Genomic DNA, 19050 nt, shown 5'->3' with positions numbered 1-19050 from the left:
TTACAAAGAGTTTCACATCAAATCAATCAAAAGTAATTTTACATCATCAAAATAAAACAAAACATAAAAACACAATAGTATGAAAACAATTATCACAGTAGTAGCATTTTTTATTACATCATTATTAGTAGCGCAAACACAATTTGAGCAGGGTATGGGCAATGCCTTAAAAATGTGGGGAGAAGGCAAGTCGGCCGAAGCTACAGCACTTTTAGAGCGTATAGCCTTGGCAGAAAAAGGTAGTTGGTTACCCAATTACTATATAGGGTTAATAGCCACTACAGATGCTTTTCAAACCAAAGACAAAGAAAAAATAACCGCTTTGCTTACTAAGGCTCAACAAGTTGTAGATATAGAAACAGCAAAAGACGAAAAAAATCCAGAATTAATGGTGCTTCAAGCCATGATATATACCGCTTGGATTGTTTATGACCCTATGACAAATGGTATGAAGTATGGTGCAAAAGCGCAAGCTATTTACGAGAAAGCATTGATTATAGCGCCCAATAATCCTAGAGTTGTATTTTGCAAAGCAGAATATGAAATTGGTGGTGCAAAATTTTGGAAGCAAGACACAACACCTATGTGCGAGCAAGTAAGAAAATCTATTGAATTGTTTGATAGTTTTAAACCCGAATCGGCTTTTTATCCAAATTGGGGTAAAGATAGAGCAGAGGCTACCTTAAAAACATGTGGAGGTAAATAATTAAAATTTAAAAATTAAAGAAATGAATACAGTTTGGAAAGAATTGGTTAAAGCTATAAAATTATCTTTAATTATTTTTGGAGTAATACTGTTATTGCGATACATATTTGAGGGTAAAATAGAATTTAATCAAAGTTTACTGTATTCATTTTTTTATTGTATGTTATATGGGATATCGCTATATACTACAAATACGTTAATATACATTTATTTAGATAGGTTTTTTAAACATAATAAGTACACTTCCAAAAGAATTATTATAGGATTTGTTAGCTCTTTAATAGCCTCGCTTCTCATCATATTTTTATTGCGTGTTTTTGAAGACGTAGTTATGGAAGGATCTACTTTTGAGAAGTTTTTAGCAAATGAAAGTCCAAAAAATTATCTATTTGCCATTACAATTACTATTATTGTATTACTAACAGTTTATTTGTTTTATTTTTATAAAGCTATTAGCGAAGAGCGTATTAAAGAACAAAAACTTATTGCGGGCACTGCCAATGCAAAGTTTGAGAGTTTAAAAAATCAAATAGATCCTCATTTTCTTTTTAATAGTTTAAATGTATTAAGCTCATTAATAGAAGAAAACCCCGACAATGCACAACGGTTTACTACATCATTATCAAAAATATACCGTTATGTTTTGGAACAAAAAGATAAAGAACTCGTATCGGTAGAAGAAGAACTTGCTTTTGCCAAAACGTATATGAATCTTTTAAAAATGAGGTTTGAAAACAGCATTACTTTTCAATTGCCAGAAAGCACAGAAGTACCCGAAGCAAAAGTAGTACCACTTTCTTTACAATTATTGCTCGAAAACTGTATTAAACACAATACCATAAGTGAGCAAAAACCATTGCATATTAAAATATATATACAAGATGGGTTTTTGGTTGTAGAAAATAACCTTCAAAAAAGGGAAGTTTTAAAAGATAGGCAAGGAGTAGGTTTGCAAAATATTGTAAATAGATATGCCCTGCTCTCGGCTAGAAATGTTTTGGTAGAAAATACACAAGATATTTTTAAGGTAAAAATTCCAATATTAACAAAACAAATTCATTTTATGGAAACTCCTATATATTCTAATGCAGATGCTACCTATTTTAAAGCAAAAGATAGAGTAGAAAAATTAAAAGGTTTTTACGGAAATTTAATATCATATTGTACGGTAATACCTGTTTTAATTATCATTAACTTAAATACTTCCAATTATCAATGGTTTTGGTATCCTATGTTGGGTTGGGGTTTTGGAGTAGTTTTTCATGCTATTGAAACCTTTGGTTTTGGAAAATCGTGGGAAGAGAAAAAGATACAAGAATTAATGGGTAAACAACAAGATACAACAACTAAATGGGATTGATTATGGAAAATTTTGAAACCGAATTTGAAAGATATAGAAAAGCAAAAAAACAAGTAGAAGAAATAAAAGGATTTTACATTCATCTTTTTTCATTTGTTTTAGGCATGGTTTTTATGCTTTACCTTAATTTAAAATATTCTCCAAAATTTCTTTGGATTGTTTGGCCATTAATGGGTTGGAGTATAGGTTTGTTTTTTCATGCTGCAAAGGCTTACAATTTTTTCCCCTTTTTTAGTAAAGATTGGGAAGAACGTAAAATAAAGCAGTTTATGGAAGAAGAAAAAAATAACGCAAATAAGTTTGAATAAACCAAAACCTTAAAAAATGAATGATAATAGAAAATTGAATAAAAAAGATTGGAAAAATTTTATTCCTACCAACGAAGAAGAATTAAAGTATTATACAGCAATAAATAGAGTAAAAAAAATAAAAGGGTTTTACATACACGTTATAGTGTTTATAGTGATAAATGTGGCTAACTTTATATCAAAAGCTCAACAATTGCAGGTTCATGAAACACTATTTCAATTTAAATATTTTTCTACATTTTTAGTTTGGGGTGTTATTCTTGTAGCTCATGGATTGTCTGTATTTTTACCAAACATCATTTTAGGACAGAATTGGGAAGAACAAAAAATAAAAGAACTTATCGATAAAGAAAAACAAAACCAACAAAAATGGCAGTAACACCTACTTTAAACTTTACATTCAAGATATTGTTGTTCATACATATATTGGCAGGAACGACAGGTTTAGTTACCGGAATTTTAAATATAGTGAGAAAAAAAGGAGATAAGCCTCATAAAAAAATAGGTCGTTTATTTCTATATGGTATGATTATTAATGGCATTGCTGGGCTATTCATGTCTATAATTCACTTTAATTTGTTTTTATTTATTATAGGAATTTTTTCAATCTATTTGGCATCAACAGGGCAAAGATATTTGTCTTTGAAAAATATATCTACCAATCAAAAACCAAAAACTATAGATTGGGTATTGAGTGTTACGATGTTGTTTTTTGCCATAGCATTTATAATTTATGGAGTTTTATTGTTGCTTTCCAACAAGAACTTTGGAATCGTTTTGCTTGTTTTCGGGTTTATTAGCAGCTCTATGGCTATTCAAGATTTTAGAAATTATAAAGCAAAAAACACAGTAAAAAACTTTTGGTTATTGGTGCATATTCAGCGTATGATAGGCTCTTTTATAGCAGCATTTACTGCATTTTTGGTTGTAAACAATACCATTTTACCCGGAGTAATTGCGTGGCTATTACCAACGGTAGTTTTTGTGCCACTTATATTTTTTTTGGTACGAAAATATAAAGTAACCTCATAATATTAAAGATTTTTAAAAATATAAATTCAATACTAAAAGTGTTAAGTTTATAAAACAATAGTAAAGAAATGAATATTATAATTATAGAAGACGAAAAGCCTGCAGCAAGACTTTTACAACGAAAAGTAGAAAAATTAGGATTAAGCATAACCCAAATGTTACATTCGGTAGAAGAAGCAATTTTTTGGTTTCAAAATAACCCACACCCCGATTTGATTTTTCTTGATATTCAATTATCTGACGGTTTGTCTTTTGAAATTTTTGAGAGTATTCAAATTACTAGTGCCGTTATTTTTACTACAGCTTATGATGAGTATGCCTTACGTGCTTTTAAACTTAATAGTATCGATTATTTACTAAAACCTATAGATGAAGAAGAACTAGAGGCAGCGATTGTAAAATTTAAAAATCAATTTCAAAAACACACAATAGCATCTTTAGATTTTGATGCTATTAAAAAAATGCTGACAAACCCTATTGATAGAAACTACAAAAAAAGGTTTACCATAAAAATGGGACAGCAATTAAAAATGATTGCCATAGAAGATATAGAATGTATTTACAGCGAAAACAAAGGCACGTATATACATACCGTAGACAATAGAGATTATTTGCTAGATACCACTTTGGAACAAGTAGAAACAGAACTAAACCCTAAAGACTTTTTTAGAATTTCTAGAAAGTTTATTATTCCGCTAAAAGCGATAAAAGAAATACAAATGCACAGTAACTCTAGGCTAAAAGTAATACTGCCCACGTACAAAAACGATGAGGTTATTGTAGCTCGTGAGCGTGTAAATGACTTTAAAGATTGGCTTAATTAAAATAGTTTAATCTCGTAACTCCAAGAGTACTACATTTTCTACGTGATGAGTTTGCGGAAACATATCTACAGGGCGTACACAGGTAACCTTGTATTTGGCATCCATCAAAGCTAAATCGCGAGCTTGTGTAGCGCTATTACAACTTACATACACGACTTTTTTTGGTGCAATTTTCAAAATTTGATCAACAACATCTTTGTGCATACCATCGCGAGGAGGGTCGGTTATAATAACATCGGGTACACCATTTTGAGCAATAAAATCTTCATTAAAAACATTTTTCATATCGCCTACAAAAAAATCGCAGTTACTTATATTGTTTCTCAATGCGTTTTCTTTGGCATCTGCAATGGCTTCTGGTACGGCTTCTACACCAATAACTTTTTTTGCTTTTTTCGAAACAAATTGAGCAATAGTTCCAGTGCCTGTATATAAATCGTATACCAATTCATTACCTGTTAAACCTGCAAAATCTCGAGTAATTTTGTACAACTCATAAGCCTGAGCCGAGTTGGTTTGGTAGAATGACTTTGCATTTATGCTAAATTTAAGCCCTTCCATTTCTTCCAAAATATAATTTCTTCCTTTGTATAAAATAATATCTTGGTCGTAAAGCGTATCGTTGGCTTTGCTATTAATAACATATTGTAGAGAGGTTATTTGCGGAAATTTTTCGTAAACAAAGTCAAGCAACAATTCGCGATTTGTTTTGTCATCTTCAAAAAACTGAACAAGCACCATAATTTCTCCCGTAGATGCTGTACGAATCATTAACGTACGCAATAGTCCTTCGTGATTTCTTGCATTGAAGAATGACATTTTGTGTGCATTGGCAAAATCTTTTATAGAATTTCTTATATCATTTGATGGATCTTCTTGAAGCCAACATTTGTGAATATCCAAAATTTTATCCCACATTTTTGGAATGTGAAATCCAAGAGCATTTTCTTTGCTTAGCTCTGCATCAGATTGTATTTCTTTTTCTGTAAGCCATCGAGTATCAGAAAAACCAAATTCCATTTTGTTTCTGTAAAAAAACTGTTGTTCAGAGCCTAAAATTGGTTCAAAATCGGGTAGGTCTATTTTACCTATACGCTTTAAATTGTTGTATACTTCTTGGTTTTTGTAAAATAGCTGTTGGTTGTAATTCATATTTTGCCATTTACAGCCACCACAAGCACCAAAATGTTCGCATACAGGCGTTACTCGATGTGGAGAATAAGAATGAAACTTGATAGCTTTACCTTCGTAATACGCTTTTCGTTTTCTAAAAGTTTTTACATCAATACAATCACCCGGAACTACATTGGGTATAAATATAACTTTTCCGTCGGGAGCTTTGGCTACCGAAACTCCTTTGGCACCTGCATCAAGTACCTCAATATTTTCAAAAATAATACTATCGTTTTTCTTTTTTCTCATGGGGCAAAAATAAACTTCTTTGTCAAATTATTATTTTAAATTTTAAATAAATTGGCACAAATACATCTTTAAACATATAAATCTTGTAATGAGTAGTGCAACTTTTAGTTATATTTACAACATGAAACACCTTGCATTACTTAGAGGAATTAACGTCTCTGGACACAATATGATTAAAATGGAAGCCTTAAAACTGCTTCTAGAACAAGTTGGTTTTAACAATGTGGTTACCTACATACAAAGTGGGAATGTATTTGTTGAAAGTGAAGAAGAAAGCGCTGCTTCTGTAGGGTTTACCATTAAACAAGAAATTTTTAAACAATTAGGTTTGGAAGTCCCCGTGGTTGTTATCAACAAAACTGATTTGGAAGATTGTTTGCAGAACAATCCGTTTTGTAAAGAAAAAGATGTAGATACCAAGAAATTGTATGTAGCTTTTATTTCAAAAGAATTGCCTTCTACAGCTATAAACGATCTCAAAATAAGCCAATTTAAACCCGATGAAGCCGTTGTAAAAGGCAATAAAATTTTTATAAAGTACCATGTTGGATCAGGAAAAACGCGATTAGATCAAAAATATATTGAGAAAAAACTAAACGTAATTGCTACTATGCGAAACTGGAATACAATACATAAATTACTAGAGATGTATTAAAAAAAAACTAAATATGAAAAAAGATAAATTCCTTTTGGATGAAGAAACAGACAACCGTACATTCGGACAAAAACTAGCCGATAAAGTAGCCGACTTTGGTGGGAGTTGGACATTTATTATTTCATTTCTCGCTTTTATAAGTATTTGGATAGGTTCAAATGTTTATTTTTTAGCAAATAAAGGATTTGATCCTTATCCGTTTATACTTCTTAATCTAATTTTATCTTGTATAGCAGCGCTTCAAGCACCAATAATTATGATGAGCCAAAATAGACAAGAAGAAAAAGATAGAGAACGTGCTAAAAGAGATTTTGAAATTAACTTACAAGCAGAGAATGAAATTAGATTGTTACATAAAAAATTAGATAAACTTATGGCTTACCACAAACTGCATGATCTGTAAAATAAATGGTTGAAATACAGATATAGTTTGATATTGTTTTTATATTTTTGTTTTTATGGATGATTTCTCTCCAAAAGAAGGAATTTTTACCTAATTATTTTTTAAAGATTATTTTATGGTACTAGAAAACGTACACACACAAGAAGCTATTACACTCGAAGATAAGTTTGGAGCACACAATTACCACCCGCTTCCTGTAGTTTTGCATAAAGGCGAAGGAGTATATGTATGGGATACAGATGGAAAAAAGTACTACGATTTTTTATCGGCATATTCGGCTGTAAACCAAGGGCATTGTCATCCAAAAATAGTAAAAGCTCTTGTAGAACAAGCACAAACACTTACGCTCGCTTCAAGAGCATTTTACAACGATAAATTGGGCGTTTATTTGCAATATGCTACTTCTTATTTTGGCATGGATAAACTATTGCCAATGAATACTGGAGCAGAGGCTGTAGAAACCGCCATTAAATTATGTAGAAAATGGGCCTACGAATATAAAAATATTCCAGAAAACGCGGCTCAAATTGTCGTATGCGAAAATAATTTTCATGGAAGAACCACAACAATAATTTCATTTTCTAATGATGAAAATGCACGCAAAAGTTTTGGGCCATTTACCAACGGATTTATAAAAATCCCGTATGATGATATCGAGGCATTAGAAGAAGTTTTAAAAAATAATTCTAACATTTCTGGTTTCTTGGTCGAACCCATACAAGGCGAAGCAGGTGTTTATGTACCAACCGAAGGTTTTTTAGCAAAAGCAAAAGCCTTGTGTGAACAATACAATGTACTTTTTATCGCCGATGAGGTACAAACAGGAGTAGCCCGTACAGGTAAACTTTTGGCTGTGCATCACGAAAATGTACAACCTGATATTTTAATTTTAGGAAAAGCTATTTCTGGTGGAGTATATCCAGTTTCGGCAGTATTGGCAAAATCCGAAATTATGAATTTAATTAAACCAGGTCAGCACGGCTCTACTTTTGGTGGAAACCCTATGGCTTGTGCTGTAGCAATGGCAGCACTAGAGGTTGTAGAAGAAGAAAAACTTGCCGAAAATGCAGAAAAATTGGGTATTATTTTTAGAAATGAACTTAATAAGTATATAAAAACTTCCTCTATTGTAACTACAGTAAGAGGCAAAGGATTACTCAACGCAATAGTTATAAACGACACCGAAGAAAGCGAAACAGCTTGGAATATTTGTTTAAAACTTGCAGAAAATGGTTTATTGGCAAAACCTACTCATGGTAATATCATTAGGTTTGCACCACCATTGGTAATGAATGAAGAAGAATTAATCGATTGTGTAAGAATTATTACAAGCACGTTAAAAGAATTTGAAAATTAATATTAACTATAACCAAAACAATTATTTTATGGAAAATCAATCGCAATTTGAAACATTTGAACTTCAACTTACCGAACAATCCAAAATGTTTTTGAAAGAAACAGGTAAATGGGCTTATTTTTTAAGTATATTAGGTTTTGTTTTTATCGGACTTATTGTAATAATGGCTCTGTTTTTAGGCACTACATTAGCTTCTTTAGGTGGAGGTTTAGGCGGATCGTCGGGGGTAGCTTCAGGACTAATTACTATTGTATATTTAATTATGGCAGCGCTATACTTTATGCCTGTATATTATCTTTTTAAATTTGGATCCAACATTAAAAGTGCTTTTGCCGATAACGATACAGAAAGATTAACAAGCTCATTAGAATACCTAAAGTCGCATTATAAGTTTGTAGGTATTCTTGTTATTGTCATTTTATCATTCTATGCATTAGTGTTTGTACTAGCTATGGTAGGCGGTTTGGCCTCTTTGTTTTAACATAGATAGAAAAATAAACAAAAAAAGGGCTGAATTAATTCAGCCCTTTTTTATCTTCCTTGAAGTTCTCTTGCGCGTTCTTGAAGTTTTTGCATGTCGCCAAGATTTTCCCAACCTATCATGTTAATAACATACATAAACCAAATAAGCGTTAAAATATTTAAAACAATACCAATAATAACTAAAATTCTACCTGTATTTAAGTTTGAATAATTGCTATATGCGCTTGGATTTGCTTGGTATAATTTCATATCCGACTTGTATAAAAATAAAGCTATAATGCCAAGAATTAAACCCACTATACCGTAACAAAGACAAGTAATGATAGATAGAATTCCTAAAACCAATACAGCTGTGGCATTGGGTAATTTTTGATTTTGATCAAATTGATTAAAGTTAGTTTGTTCCATAAATATTTGGTTTTAATAAAGGTTATACATTTTGTAAATGTAAGAAATTATCATAATCAAAACATTAACGATTGCCGATACAACGATTAATTTATGGTAATTTCTTTTTGTGTCTATAAAATTTAAAAGTACAATACTAAAAAATAATAGGGTAGTGTATACGGCTGGAAACATATAGAAAGCATCTTTAAAGTCTCCTGTAAAAACCATGTATACCGCTCTTTGAAATCCGCAACCTACACAATCTATTCCTGTTGTTTTTTTAAATAAACACGGAATCATATATTTTTCCATTTGGTAATACATTGAGTGCAATTTTACAAATTATTTTGTAAATTATCTATATTCAACTTAACTTTCCTACTTTTGAAAAAAATATAAAATCAATGAAAAATTTAATATGGGTATTTATGCTAGTGGCTATTTTTTTTGCTTTGTACGAGCAGTCAAAACCCAATCCTAATATACTTATACAAGTTGTTTGTATTGCCGTTTTTATGTTTGGTTTAATGCGAAAAATGTCAAAAATACCTAGTAAAAAAGATGAAAATGACAACAGCTTTTTATGAAATAGGAGATAAAGTAGCTGTTCTAGACGATGCCATAGAAGGCGTAGTTACCAAGGTAGAACATAACAAAGTTACTATAAATACATCAGATGGTTTTTTGATGACATATTTTTTCAACGAAGTTATTAAAATAAACAAAACCAATGATTTAAATAATGCTATATACAATTCTAATTTAAGAAATAAGGATGCAGAAACAAAACTTACACAACGCCAAAAAATTATCTTAAAAAAACTAGAAGTTACAGAAAAAGGTATTCCAGAGTTTGATTTACACATTGAAAAATTAGTAAAATCAAAAAACGGTTTATCTAATTTTGATATTCTAAATATTCAAATCGATACAGCTCAAAGGCATATTGAATTTGCAATAAAAAATAGAATACCTAAGATTGTTTTAATTCATGGTGTGGGCGAAGGCGTATTGAAAACTGAATTGGAATTTTTGCTAAAAAAGTATCATCAAATTTCATTTGAAGAAGCGAGTTATCAAAAATACGGTTTGGGTGCCACGATGATTTATTTTAAACAAAATCTAAAATAAAATAAATCTCATAGTTTTTTAACCATCTAAAATCATACATAAATCTATATATATTTATTTTGCAATGACAAAAATTTACTTAGACAATGCCGCTACAACTCCATTAAGAAATGAGGTTGTAAATACCATGATAGAAACCTTGCAAAATGATTTTGGAAACCCATCGTCTACACACAGTTTTGGTAGAAGTGCAAAAACGATTATAGAAACTTCTAGAAAAACAATAGCAAAATATTTGGTTTGCCAAGCACAAGAATTATTATTTACTTCGAGTGCAACAGAAGCTACCAATTGGATTTTGCGTTCGGCGGTAAAAGATTTGGGTGTTGCAAAAATTATTACTTCTTCTATAGAACATCATGCTACATTGTATACCATTCAATCTTTAGAAAAAGAGTTTAATATAGAAGTGGTATATATTCCAATATTACCCAATGGGACATTGGATTATATGGTATTAGAAAAAGAAATAGAGACAAGCTCGGTTAAAACTCTAGTTTCGTTAATGCATGTAAACAACGAAACAGGAGTTATACTAAATATAGAACAAGTAGGTACTTGGTGCGCTAATAGTAAAGTGTTGTTTCATTGCGATACTGTACAATCAATAGGAAAAGTTTCGTTTGATTTGCAAAGTATTCCTGTAGATTTTATTGTAGCTAGCGCTCATAAATTTCACGGGCCCAAAGGCGTAGGATTTGCTTATATTAAAAAGAATATTGTATTGCAACCTTTTATTTTTGGAGGAGAACAAGAAAAAGGGCTGCGAGCAGGTACAGAAGCTACACATCAAATTGCGGGAATGGCAAAGGCTTTAGAGTTGGCTTATATTCATTTGGAGCACGAGAGAAGTTATATTACCATGTTGAAAGAATATGCTTTGGAGAAATTAAAAACTAATTTTCCAGAAGTTAAAGTAAATGGATCAGATACATTTTACAATATACTTAATGTTTTGCTCCCTTTTTCTGAAGAAAAAACAGCTTTTATTCTTTTTAATTTAGATATAAAAGGCATAGCCGTTTCTAGAGGAAGTGCTTGCCAGAGTGGTAGTATAAAGCCTTCGCATGTTTTGGAAGCTTTTCTCTCTGAAAATGATTTAAAAAAACCGAGTTTAAGAATTTCTTTTAGCCACTATAATACCAAAGAAGAAATAGATTTGTTTATTGAAGCTCTTCAAGTCATTTAGTGAGGAATAGCTCTTTTCTTAATCATACCGCCTTTGGTATCTTTAATGCTGTTCATCACAACAAATGCATGCGGATCTATTTTTTCTATTTCGGTATTTAGTTTGTTGAGTTCGAGGCGAGTTACTACTGTAAACAAAATGTCTTTTTCTTTGGTTATTCCAGTTTTACCAAAACCTTGTTTACCGCTATACACTGTAACACCTCTACCCATAATATGTACAATCATGTTTTTTAATGCTTTATGATTTTCAGATATAATAGTTACTCCAATGTATTCGTCTAAACCTTCTACTAAAAAGTCAATCGATTTTGATGCCGATAAGTAGGTAATCATAGAATAAAGAGCAATTTCTATACCTAAAAAATAAGCGGCAACCGAAAAGATAATTATATTTACTACAATGATAATGTCGCCAATAGTTAAACCTAATTTTTTACTTAAAAATATAGCTAATACTTCGGTACCATCTAGTACGGCTCCTCCGCGTATTGCAAAACCAATGCCCGAACCCAAGAAAAATCCACCAAAAACAGCAACAAGTAAATTATCGTTTGTAATATTTGGGAATGATAAAGTAGCCAAACTTATGGCTAGCCCAGCAATGGCTAAAATAGTTTTGATAGCGAACTTTTTACCCAATATAATATATGCCAAAACAATAAACGGAATATTTATCACGATTATAAGATAATGCAGTGGTATTTTTGTAATAACAGAAACTAAAAGCGAAATACCTGTTGCACCTCCATCTATAAAATGATTGGTAAGCAAAAAACCTTTAAATCCAAATGTGGCTGAAAGTATACCTATCGTAATTAAAATAATGTCTTTAAGAGAGCGTTTGGCTAGAATCCAAAATTCTCTTGCTGCAATTTTAAATTGCGAATCTGAAAAAGTATTAAACTTATTTTTATCTTTTTTGTTAAGTATTGTAAGAGATAATATTTTTCTAAAAAGATGCCTCATAAGTTTACTATTAGTTGTACAATTTACAAAAAAGATTTTTTTTAATAGTTAAATTATGTTAAATAACAATGCCTCTTGAATCGTCAAGAGGCATTGTTTATAGTGTTTAGATTGTTATATTATTCCGTTTATTATTGCTACAAAGTCATCGGCTTTTAGAGCAGCACCACCTATTAAACCTCCATCTACATCAGGTTTTCCAAAAATTTCTTTAGCATTATCTGGTTTTACACTACCGCCATACAAAATCGATACATTTTCGGCAATACTACTACCAAAAGTATGCCTTACAGTTTCTCGAATAAATTCGTGCATTTCTTGAGCTTGCTCTGGTGTGGCTGTTTCTCCTGTGCCAATAGCCCAAACAGGTTCGTAGGCCAAAATAATATTATTCCAAGCTTCATTAGCAATATGAAACAAGCCATCGCGAAGTTGATTTTCAACAACATTAAAATGTTGTTTATCTTGTCGGTCTTTTAGTTCTTCTCCAAAGCAAAAAATAATTTTCATGTTGTGTTTTAGAGCAGTATCTACTTTATACGCCAATATAGAATCTGTTTCTCCAAAATAACTTCTTCTTTCAGAATGCCCTAGTATTACAGTATTAACACCTATAGATTCAAGCATATTTGCAGAAATTTCTCCAGTATAAGCTCCATTTTCTGCTTGGTGCATATTTTGAGCTGCAACTATTACAGACGTGTTTTTGAGTTGGTTTACAGCGCTTGCCAAGTTTACAAACGTGGGAGCCACTATAATTTGAGCTTCGGTTTGCGGTAATTTTGAAACCAAATCTTGAAGAAGTGTTTGAGTTTCTTCGGCATTTTTATTCATTTTCCAATTACCAGCAACAATTTTTTGTCTCATTAGTTTAAAGATTTTAATGTTTTGTCTATTTTATCAAATTCGGTTTCAATAGCTCTGTAAAGAACTACTTTTCCTGATTTATCAACTACAATATAGCGAGGTATCCAATCTAAATCGATGTTTTTTCCAAAAGAGCCTTTCATGCCTTTTTCATCGTTTACCCAATAATGCTCACCAACCAACTCATGTTTTTCTATGCCAGCTTTCCATTTGTCAAAGGTTTTATCCATCGATATAAATACAAATACAGCATCTGGATTATTTGCTTGAAGTGTTTTTACTTTAGGCATAGCACCTACACAATCGCCACACCAAGACGCCCAAACCTCTATAACTATTTTTTTGCCTTTATGTTTTTTTAGCATTTCTTTAAAAGAAATGGTGTTGTTATCTGTAGTTGTGAGCTTTTCTTGTAAAGATTTTTTAGAAAAAGCTTTGTCATCTTGTCCTAAACAAGATGATAGAGAAAACAATATAAGTATTGATAATGCTATATTTTTCATTGTAATATTTTTATTTAATATTGAGTTCTTCTTTGGGTTTTGTAAGTATATTTTTTAGTTCATTCGGTTGAAATTTATTGCTTCCTTCTGGATCCCACCAATATTTTATTTCATTACCATTCCATAAATATTTTACACCAGGTGTATTTTTATTATCGCCCAAAAGTTTATAAAAAGGGATAATTTCAATTATTTTGTAGGGATAACTAGCTCCAGCTTCTTTAAAGAAATCAGGAATTTTCTCAATTTCTTCATTCATAAATAAAATAGAAACTTTAGGAAAGTTTGGATCTACACTTTTCAAACTTGTAATTTGTTTTGCAGCATCTCTACAATGGTCACAACCCGGTACGAAATAGCATAGTACTTGTTTTCCGTTATCTATTTTAGAGAAAAATTTGGCATATCCTGATTTTTTTGGTGTAGGAGCTGTTTTATCAACTTCTATTTTAACCTCTTTTATTTTTGAGGCTGTATCTTTCATTTTTTCTTCGGGTTTTGTTTGTGTAAGTATACTATCGCTTTGTACGGCAACAGTATCTAAGTTTGTTTCTGTAATTTCAGATTGTGTAGTAGAAGTTTCTTCGATGCCCTTTTGTATTGGAGCTATCATAAATAATGATAAAATACTAGCTAGAGTTACAGTCGTTAATATCCAAAAGTTATGTTTTTCTGTTTCTTTTGGCATTAATTTGAAAGCTATTGCTAACATTATTACTGCAATGATATTTTTTATGATAGATTCTATAGGCGTCATCGGGATTAATTCGCCAAAGCAACCACAGTTTCCAGAAGTTCCTCCGTTTACTACAGATACATAAGTTAAATGACCTATAAACACTACAAGCATGAGTATAGTAATAGGAATTACAAAACGTTTGATAAAGTTTTTTTGCAATAATAATAAACCTAACGCTAATTCAATACCAATTAAAAATCTAGAGAAATAGGGAGCAATGTCAGAAGAAAATCCTAATGGATATAATTGTTTTACTTCAAACGTAGAAATAGCAAAATACGGTGAATCGAGCCATTCGCTTTTTGATAATTTGGCTAAAGCTGAAACAATAAATAATAAGGAAACAATAATCCTCAACGCCCAAGCTAATTTATTTTTTGTAGATTCTTGCATATCGTTTTTGTTTTATTACAAAGTTAAATGTTGAAATGAGAATAGCCTGTTAATGATATGTTATTGTGCGAAATTCATTAAAATTAATGCAAAAACAGCATAATTAATCATGTCTTGATAATTGGCATCTATACCTTCAGACACTAATGTTTTTCCTTTATTATCTTCAATTTGTTTAACTCGTAGTAATTTTTGCAAAATAATATCGGTAAGACTACTTATACGCATATCGCGCCAAGCCTCACCATAATCATGATTTTTGGCTTCCATTAAAGCTTTTGTCCAAGCAATTTTTTTATTGTAAAGTAATGTTGCTTTATCGGTATCCAAATCGGGTTGGTCTACAACACCAAGTTCTAGTTGAATGAGAGCCATAATGCAGTAGTTTATTATCCCAACAAATTCAGATGCCTCATCTTCATCAATTTTTCGAGTTTCATTTTCTTGTAAGCTTCTTATGCGTTGGGCTTTTATAAAAATTTGGTCGGTAAGCGAAGGTAGCCTAAGTATGCGCCAAGCACTGCCGTAATCGCTCATTTTTTTAGTAAATAAATCTCTGCAAACTGCAATTACTTTATCGTATTCTTGCGAAGTATTGTTCATGAATGGTTATCTTTGTACAAATTTTTTCAAAAGTACTTATTTTATCGTTTAGGAACAAAAATATCCTTTTATTCTAATTACAAATGACAATAAACTGTAAAGGACAACTTATCGATTTATCGCAACCAAAAGTTATGGGAATACTCAATGTAACCCCAGATTCTTTTTTTGATGGAAATCAAGATATTAAAGATAGTGATATTGTTGCTAAAGCCCAAAATATGCTACATGATGGCGCCGATTTTATTGATGTTGGTGGCTATTCTACAAGACCTAACGCTAATTTTGTATCTGAAGAAGAAGAATTAGAACGAGTAATTCGTGCTGTAAAACTTCTCACAAAGCATTTTCCAGAACTGATTATTTCTGTAGATACGTTTAGGAGTCATGTTGCAGAACAAGCTATATTGCATGGAGCATCAATAATTAATGATATTTCAGCAGGGTTATTGGATAACAACATGCTTTTTGTAGCGGCAAAATACCAAGTTCCGTATATTATGATGCACATGAAAGGAACTCCACAAACCATGACACAGCATACAGATTATCAAGATATTATTAAAGAAATGATGTATTATTTCTCCGAACGTGTTGCTGTGGCTAGAAGTGTGGGTATTAATGATATTATACTTGATGTAGGTTTTGGTTTTGCCAAAACAATCCCTCAAAATTTTGAAATATTAAATCAACTCGAACATTTTTCGTGGTTAGAGTTACCACTTTTAGTGGGTGTATCAAGAAAATCTATGATTTATAAAACACTAAATATAACCCCGCAAGAAGCATTAAACGGAACAACAGTTTTGCATACTATTGCGATACAAAAAGGAGCTTCAATACTTAGGGTTCACGATGTTAAAGAAGCCGTACAGAGCATTAAACTCATAAACTCATTAAAATCTTAATCAATGAAAAAATATTTTTTACTCGTTGCAATAGCATTGTTCGTTACAGCATGTAATAACGAGCGTAAACTTTTATTACCACAAGCAGAAATCTCGGTACTTACTACCGTTGAAAACCATTCGCCGGTATATTTATTTTTTAATGAACAATCTAAAGACTCTTTACCCGAAGTAAACAGAAAAAACACCATAAGTTCTACCAGTTGGATTTTCAACGTAGATAAACGAATTTCGTTGCAAAAAGCAATACCCGAAATAATAAAACTCCAAGCTAAAAAAGACAGCAGTTTGCACAAAGAGGCAACTTCTCAAAATTATTATTCTTATAGCAATAGTCAAAAAAAAGAACTTGCTTTTTTACCCTTTACAAATAGTACTTACCAAATGAGTGCTCCCAAAAAAGGAATGACTCTATATTTTACAAAAAACAATAAGGTAACTATTGTACACCAACAAGATACTATTGCTCAAAACATAGAATTCTCAAATATTCAAAATACAATTCATCAAAATTTAGATGATGTTACTCCTGAACTAAGTTTTTGTTTCGATAAAAATTTATCTTTTAACCAATATATTCAATATAAAGTTTGGCTTTATTTGAATATGCAAAAATGGTTTGTAGATCCTAATAAAACTGTGGTAGAATATATTTACTAGGTTTTGTGGTAGAATAAAATAGTTGAGCTGTAATTATTATTTTTTAAAATAAAAGTCTTTTATATTATTAATTGTATAAAGTTTAGCAAAATAAGGAGTCTAAATTTTATATTTTTGCATTATTCAAAACACAAATCATGAATTTCGATAGAAAAGATTTATCAAACGTTCAGTTATTAGAATTATATAAAAGATTATTAACTCCGCGACTTATCGAAGAAAAAATGCTCATTTTACTTCGACAAGGTAAAGTATCCAAGTGGTTTTCTGGCATTGGTCAAGAAGCAATTGCAGTAGGAGTTACCGCAGCTTTAGAAAAAGACGAATACGTGTTGCCTATGCACAGAAATTTGGGCGTATTTACTACACGAGATATACCTTTGCACAAACTTTTTTCGCAATGGCAAGGCAAAAAAACAGGTTTTACCAAAGGTCGTGATAGAAGTTTCCACTTTGGCACACAAGAATACCATATTATTGGAATGATTTCTCACTTAGGTCCACAATTGGGCGTTGCAGACGGAATAGCCTTAGCCAATAAACTTAAAAAAAACAGAAAAATCACTGCCGTATTTACCGGAGAAGGAGCTACATCGGAAGGTGATTTTCACGAGGCATTAAACATTGCTTCAGTATGGGAATTACCCGTGTTATTTGTTGTAGAAAATAATGGATACGGACTTTCTACGCCAACCAACGAACAATACCGTTGTGAAAATTTAGCAGACAAAGGTGTAGGATACGGTATGGAAAGTTATGTGTTAGATGGAAATAACATTTTGGAAGTTTTTCATAAAATTACAGAGTTGAAGCAGTCTTTGGCAGAAAATTCGAGACCAATTTTGCTCGAATTTAAAACTTTTAGAATGCGAGGTCATGAAGAAGCGAGTGGAACAAAATATGTACCTCAAGAGTTGATGGATGTTTGGGCAGAAAAAGATCCAGTAAAGAATTTTAGAGATTATTTGTTAAGCATTGGAGTGCTTTTTGAAGAATTGGATAACGAATTTGTACAATCTATCAAAAAAGAAATAGACGAAAATTGGGCTATAACACAGTCAGAACCAGAATGCGTAGCAGATTTGGAAGAAGAACTTAATGATGTTTACAAACCATTTGATTTTCATGAAATTAAGCCAAGCGATACCAAAGAAAATATCCGATTTGTAGATGCCATATCGCAAGCTTTATCTCAATCTATGGAAAAGTTTGACAATTTAGTCATCATGGGGCAAGATATTGCCGAATATGGCGGTGCATTTAAAATAACAGATGGTTTTGTAGAAAAATTTGGTAAAGATCGTGTTCGCAATACACCTATTTGCGAAAGTGCGGTGGTTTCGGCAGCCAATGGTTTGTCTATAAATGGCTATAAAGCTATTGTAGAAATGCAGTTTGCCGATTTTGTTTCTACAGGATTTAACCCAATTGTAAACTTATTAGCCAAACAACATTACCGCTGGAATGAAAAGTCAGATGTAGTGGTTAGAATGCCTTGTGGAGCTGGTACACAAGCAGGGCCTTTTCATTCTCAAACCAATGAAGCATGGTTTGCAAAAACACCAGGTTTAAAAATAGTGTACCCAGCATTTCCTGCAGATGCCAAAGGCTTATTAAATACAGCTATAGAAGACCCAAACCCAGTTGTGTTTTTTGAACACAAGCAATTGTATAGAAGTATATATCAAGATGTTCCTGTAGATTATTATACAATACCATTTGGTAAAGCTCATGTAATGCGTTGTGGTAATCAAGTAAGTATTGTAACTTTTGGAGCAGCTGTGCATTGGGCATTGGAAGTTTTAGAAAAACATCCGTTAATACAAGCCGATTTGATTGATTTAAGAACATTACAACCTTTAGATTATCAAACTATTTTTCAATCGGTACAAAAAACAGGTAAACTTATTATTTTACAAGAAGATACTATGTTTGGTGGTATTGCTAGTGATATTTCGGCTACAGTTGCACAAGAATGTTTTACTTACTTAGATGCGCCTATCAAAAGAGTAGCTAGTATCGAAACACCAATACCTTTTGTAAAAGCATTGGAAGACCAATACTTACCAAAAAATCGTTTTGAAACAGAATTGTTGGAAATCGTAAAATTTTAAAGTATAATTTTTAATAATTCACTACATTTGCGTCG

Annotated in this window: 23 protein-coding genes and 1 pseudogene; 16 read left to right on the top strand and 8 right to left on the bottom strand. The window is 31.6% G+C overall.

Annotation, left to right across the window (positions count from 1 at the left end):
* Positions 1–79 precede the first annotated feature (79 nt).
* From Q361_RS02310 to Q361_RS02285, 6 genes are all read left to right on the top strand, one after another.
* Complete coding sequence (locus Q361_RS02310) at positions 80–706, top strand: hypothetical protein (RefSeq protein ID WP_103725092.1); 627 nt, start codon at positions 80–82, stop codon at positions 704–706.
* Between the two features lie 22 nt (positions 707–728).
* The gene (locus tag Q361_RS02305; protein ID WP_103725091.1) at positions 729–2066 is read left to right on the top strand and encodes a 2TM domain-containing protein; all 1338 of its coding nucleotides are present in this window, start codon (positions 729–731) and stop codon (positions 2064–2066) included.
* Positions 2067–2068: 2 nt separating this feature from the next.
* A complete protein-coding gene (locus Q361_RS02300) occupies positions 2069–2374 on the top strand; it encodes a 2TM domain-containing protein (RefSeq protein ID WP_103725090.1) in 306 nt (101 codons plus the stop codon).
* 16 nt (positions 2375–2390) lie between these two features.
* A complete protein-coding gene (locus tag Q361_RS02295; RefSeq protein ID WP_103725089.1) occupies positions 2391–2753 on the top strand; it encodes a 2TM domain-containing protein in 363 nt (120 codons plus the stop codon).
* Positions 2744–3406, top strand: coding sequence for a DUF2306 domain-containing protein (locus Q361_RS02290; RefSeq protein WP_103725088.1), 663 nt, complete (start codon positions 2744–2746; stop codon positions 3404–3406). The genes Q361_RS02295 and Q361_RS02290 overlap by 10 nt, the downstream gene beginning before the upstream one ends.
* A gap of 68 nt (positions 3407–3474) precedes the next feature.
* Entirely contained in the window at positions 3475–4230 is a 756-nt protein-coding gene (locus tag Q361_RS02285; RefSeq protein WP_103725087.1) for a LytR/AlgR family response regulator transcription factor, read from the top strand.
* A gap of 6 nt (positions 4231–4236) precedes the next feature.
* Here the strand turns inward: Q361_RS02285 and rlmD are convergent, their stop codons facing one another.
* Positions 4237–5652 carry a 23S rRNA (uracil(1939)-C(5))-methyltransferase RlmD gene (rlmD, locus tag Q361_RS02280; protein WP_103725086.1) on the bottom strand — a complete coding sequence of 472 codons (1416 nt, stop codon included), beginning with the start codon at positions 5650–5652 and terminating at the stop codon, positions 4237–4239.
* Between the two features lie 88 nt (positions 5653–5740).
* Here rlmD and Q361_RS02275 point away from each other — a divergent pair, with 88 nt between their 5' ends.
* The 4 genes and pseudogenes from Q361_RS02275 to Q361_RS02260 all read left to right on the top strand — a co-directional run bounded on the left by Q361_RS02275 (position 5741) and on the right by Q361_RS02260 (position 8548).
* Complete coding sequence (locus Q361_RS02275) at positions 5741–6307, top strand: DUF1697 domain-containing protein (RefSeq protein ID WP_394335846.1); 567 nt, start codon at positions 5741–5743, stop codon at positions 6305–6307.
* Positions 6308–6341: 34 nt separating this feature from the next.
* Positions 6342–6695 (top strand): annotated as a pseudogene (locus tag Q361_RS02270) (DUF1003 domain-containing protein); the annotation flags it as partial.
* A gap of 130 nt (positions 6696–6825) precedes the next feature.
* Positions 6826–8067 carry an ornithine--oxo-acid transaminase gene (rocD, locus tag Q361_RS02265; protein WP_103725084.1) on the top strand — a complete coding sequence of 414 codons (1242 nt, stop codon included), beginning with the start codon at positions 6826–6828 and terminating at the stop codon, positions 8065–8067.
* 28 nt (positions 8068–8095) lie between these two features.
* Positions 8096–8548 (top strand): DUF5362 family protein, encoded by a 453-nt coding sequence (locus tag Q361_RS02260; RefSeq protein ID WP_103725083.1) that lies wholly within the window; start codon positions 8096–8098, stop codon positions 8546–8548.
* A 50-nt stretch (positions 8549–8598) separates the two neighbouring features.
* Here the strand turns inward: Q361_RS02260 and Q361_RS02255 are convergent, their stop codons facing one another.
* Positions 8599–8958, bottom strand: a complete 360-nt coding sequence (locus Q361_RS02255) for a CCC motif membrane protein (protein ID WP_103725082.1) — start codon at positions 8956–8958, stop codon at positions 8599–8601.
* 12 nt (positions 8959–8970) lie between these two features.
* Positions 8971–9264 carry a DUF2752 domain-containing protein gene (locus Q361_RS02250; protein WP_103725081.1) on the bottom strand — a complete coding sequence of 98 codons (294 nt, stop codon included), beginning with the start codon at positions 9262–9264 and terminating at the stop codon, positions 8971–8973.
* 80 nt (positions 9265–9344) lie between these two features.
* Between Q361_RS02250 and Q361_RS02245 the strand changes: the two genes are divergently transcribed.
* The 3 genes from Q361_RS02245 (at position 9345) to Q361_RS02235 (ending at position 11260) form a co-directional block, all read left to right on the top strand.
* On the top strand, positions 9345–9527 hold the full coding sequence (locus Q361_RS02245) for a hypothetical protein (RefSeq protein WP_103725080.1): 183 nt from the start codon (positions 9345–9347) through the stop codon (positions 9525–9527).
* Positions 9508–10071: a Smr/MutS family protein gene (locus Q361_RS02240; protein WP_103725153.1), complete on the top strand. Its 564-nt coding sequence runs from the start codon at positions 9508–9510 to the stop codon at positions 10069–10071. Before Q361_RS02245 ends, Q361_RS02240 begins: the two co-directional genes overlap by 20 nt.
* Positions 10072–10135: 64 nt before the next feature.
* A complete protein-coding gene (locus Q361_RS02235; protein WP_103725079.1) occupies positions 10136–11260 on the top strand; it encodes a cysteine desulfurase family protein in 1125 nt (374 codons plus the stop codon).
* On the opposite strand, the gene Q361_RS02230 is transcribed toward Q361_RS02235, so the two are convergent.
* The 5 genes from Q361_RS02230 to Q361_RS02210 form a co-directional block, all read right to left on the bottom strand.
* A complete protein-coding gene (locus Q361_RS02230; RefSeq protein ID WP_103725078.1) occupies positions 11257–12228 on the bottom strand; it encodes a YitT family protein in 972 nt (323 codons plus the stop codon). The genes Q361_RS02235 and Q361_RS02230 overlap by 4 nt on opposite strands.
* A gap of 114 nt (positions 12229–12342) precedes the next feature.
* Positions 12343–13095 (bottom strand): triose-phosphate isomerase, encoded by a 753-nt coding sequence (gene tpiA / locus Q361_RS02225; RefSeq protein WP_103725077.1) that lies wholly within the window; start codon positions 13093–13095, stop codon positions 12343–12345.
* A complete protein-coding gene (locus tag Q361_RS02220; protein ID WP_103725076.1) occupies positions 13095–13598 on the bottom strand; it encodes a TlpA family protein disulfide reductase in 504 nt (167 codons plus the stop codon). The genes tpiA and Q361_RS02220 overlap by 1 nt, the downstream gene beginning before the upstream one ends.
* 10 nt (positions 13599–13608) lie before the next feature.
* Complete coding sequence (locus Q361_RS02215) at positions 13609–14730, bottom strand: MauE/DoxX family redox-associated membrane protein (protein ID WP_103725075.1); 1122 nt, start codon at positions 14728–14730, stop codon at positions 13609–13611.
* 60 nt (positions 14731–14790) lie between these two features.
* On the bottom strand, positions 14791–15333 hold the full coding sequence (locus tag Q361_RS02210; protein WP_103725074.1) for a DUF1599 domain-containing protein: 543 nt from the start codon (positions 15331–15333) through the stop codon (positions 14791–14793).
* 83 nt (positions 15334–15416) lie between these two features.
* Between Q361_RS02210 and folP the strand changes: the two genes are divergently transcribed.
* The 3 genes from folP to Q361_RS02195 all read left to right on the top strand — a co-directional run bounded on the left by folP (position 15417) and on the right by Q361_RS02195 (position 19015).
* Positions 15417–16241, top strand: a complete 825-nt coding sequence (gene folP, locus Q361_RS02205; RefSeq protein WP_103725073.1) for a dihydropteroate synthase — start codon at positions 15417–15419, stop codon at positions 16239–16241.
* 3 nt (positions 16242–16244) lie between these two features.
* On the top strand, positions 16245–16901 hold the full coding sequence (locus tag Q361_RS02200; RefSeq protein WP_103725072.1) for a hypothetical protein: 657 nt from the start codon (positions 16245–16247) through the stop codon (positions 16899–16901).
* A 137-nt stretch (positions 16902–17038) separates the two neighbouring features.
* A complete protein-coding gene (locus Q361_RS02195; protein WP_103725071.1) occupies positions 17039–19015 on the top strand; it encodes an alpha-ketoacid dehydrogenase subunit alpha/beta in 1977 nt (658 codons plus the stop codon).
* Positions 19016–19050 lie beyond the last annotated feature (35 nt).

It is taken from the genome of Flavobacterium croceum DSM 17960 (assembly GCF_002917885.1).
In the GTDB taxonomy this organism is placed as follows: domain Bacteria; phylum Bacteroidota; class Bacteroidia; order Flavobacteriales; family Flavobacteriaceae; genus Flavobacterium; species Flavobacterium croceum.
Note: the sequence above shows the minus strand (reverse complement) of the source record. Positions and strands in the feature narration are given on the sequence as shown.

Coding starts and splice junctions, on each gene's coding strand:
- Q361_RS02290 (WP_103725088.1), top strand. CDS start 2,744: ATGGCAGTAACACCTACTTTAAACTTTACATTCAAGATATTGTTGTTC.
- Q361_RS02245 (WP_103725080.1), top strand. CDS start 9,345: ATGAAAAATTTAATATGGGTATTTATGCTAGTGGCTATTTTTTTTGCT.
- Q361_RS02215 (WP_103725075.1), bottom strand. CDS start 14,730: ATGCAAGAATCTACAAAAAATAAATTAGCTTGGGCGTTGAGGATTATT.
- tpiA (WP_103725077.1), bottom strand. CDS start 13,095: ATGAGACAAAAAATTGTTGCTGGTAATTGGAAAATGAATAAAAATGCC.
- Q361_RS02195 (WP_103725071.1), top strand. CDS start 17,039: ATGAATTTCGATAGAAAAGATTTATCAAACGTTCAGTTATTAGAATTA.
- Q361_RS02300 (WP_103725090.1), top strand. CDS start 2,069: ATGGAAAATTTTGAAACCGAATTTGAAAGATATAGAAAAGCAAAAAAA.
- Q361_RS02250 (WP_103725081.1), bottom strand. CDS start 9,264: ATGTATTACCAAATGGAAAAATATATGATTCCGTGTTTATTTAAAAAA.
- rlmD (WP_103725086.1), bottom strand. CDS start 5,652: ATGAGAAAAAAGAAAAACGATAGTATTATTTTTGAAAATATTGAGGTA.
- Q361_RS02235 (WP_103725079.1), top strand. CDS start 10,136: ATGACAAAAATTTACTTAGACAATGCCGCTACAACTCCATTAAGAAAT.
- folP (WP_103725073.1), top strand. CDS start 15,417: ATGACAATAAACTGTAAAGGACAACTTATCGATTTATCGCAACCAAAA.
- Q361_RS02260 (WP_103725083.1), top strand. CDS start 8,096: ATGGAAAATCAATCGCAATTTGAAACATTTGAACTTCAACTTACCGAA.
- Q361_RS02305 (WP_103725091.1), top strand. CDS start 729: ATGAATACAGTTTGGAAAGAATTGGTTAAAGCTATAAAATTATCTTTA.
- Q361_RS02240 (WP_103725153.1), top strand. CDS start 9,508: ATGACAACAGCTTTTTATGAAATAGGAGATAAAGTAGCTGTTCTAGAC.
- Q361_RS02230 (WP_103725078.1), bottom strand. CDS start 12,228: ATGAGGCATCTTTTTAGAAAAATATTATCTCTTACAATACTTAACAAA.
- Q361_RS02255 (WP_103725082.1), bottom strand. CDS start 8,958: ATGGAACAAACTAACTTTAATCAATTTGATCAAAATCAAAAATTACCC.
- Q361_RS02285 (WP_103725087.1), top strand. CDS start 3,475: ATGAATATTATAATTATAGAAGACGAAAAGCCTGCAGCAAGACTTTTA.
- Q361_RS02200 (WP_103725072.1), top strand. CDS start 16,245: ATGAAAAAATATTTTTTACTCGTTGCAATAGCATTGTTCGTTACAGCA.
- Q361_RS02310 (WP_103725092.1), top strand. CDS start 80: ATGAAAACAATTATCACAGTAGTAGCATTTTTTATTACATCATTATTA.
- Q361_RS02220 (WP_103725076.1), bottom strand. CDS start 13,598: ATGAAAAATATAGCATTATCAATACTTATATTGTTTTCTCTATCATCT.
- Q361_RS02210 (WP_103725074.1), bottom strand. CDS start 15,333: ATGAACAATACTTCGCAAGAATACGATAAAGTAATTGCAGTTTGCAGA.
- Q361_RS02275 (WP_394335846.1), top strand. CDS start 5,741: ATGAGTAGTGCAACTTTTAGTTATATTTACAACATGAAACACCTTGCA.
- Q361_RS02295 (WP_103725089.1), top strand. CDS start 2,391: ATGAATGATAATAGAAAATTGAATAAAAAAGATTGGAAAAATTTTATT.
- rocD (WP_103725084.1), top strand. CDS start 6,826: ATGGTACTAGAAAACGTACACACACAAGAAGCTATTACACTCGAAGAT.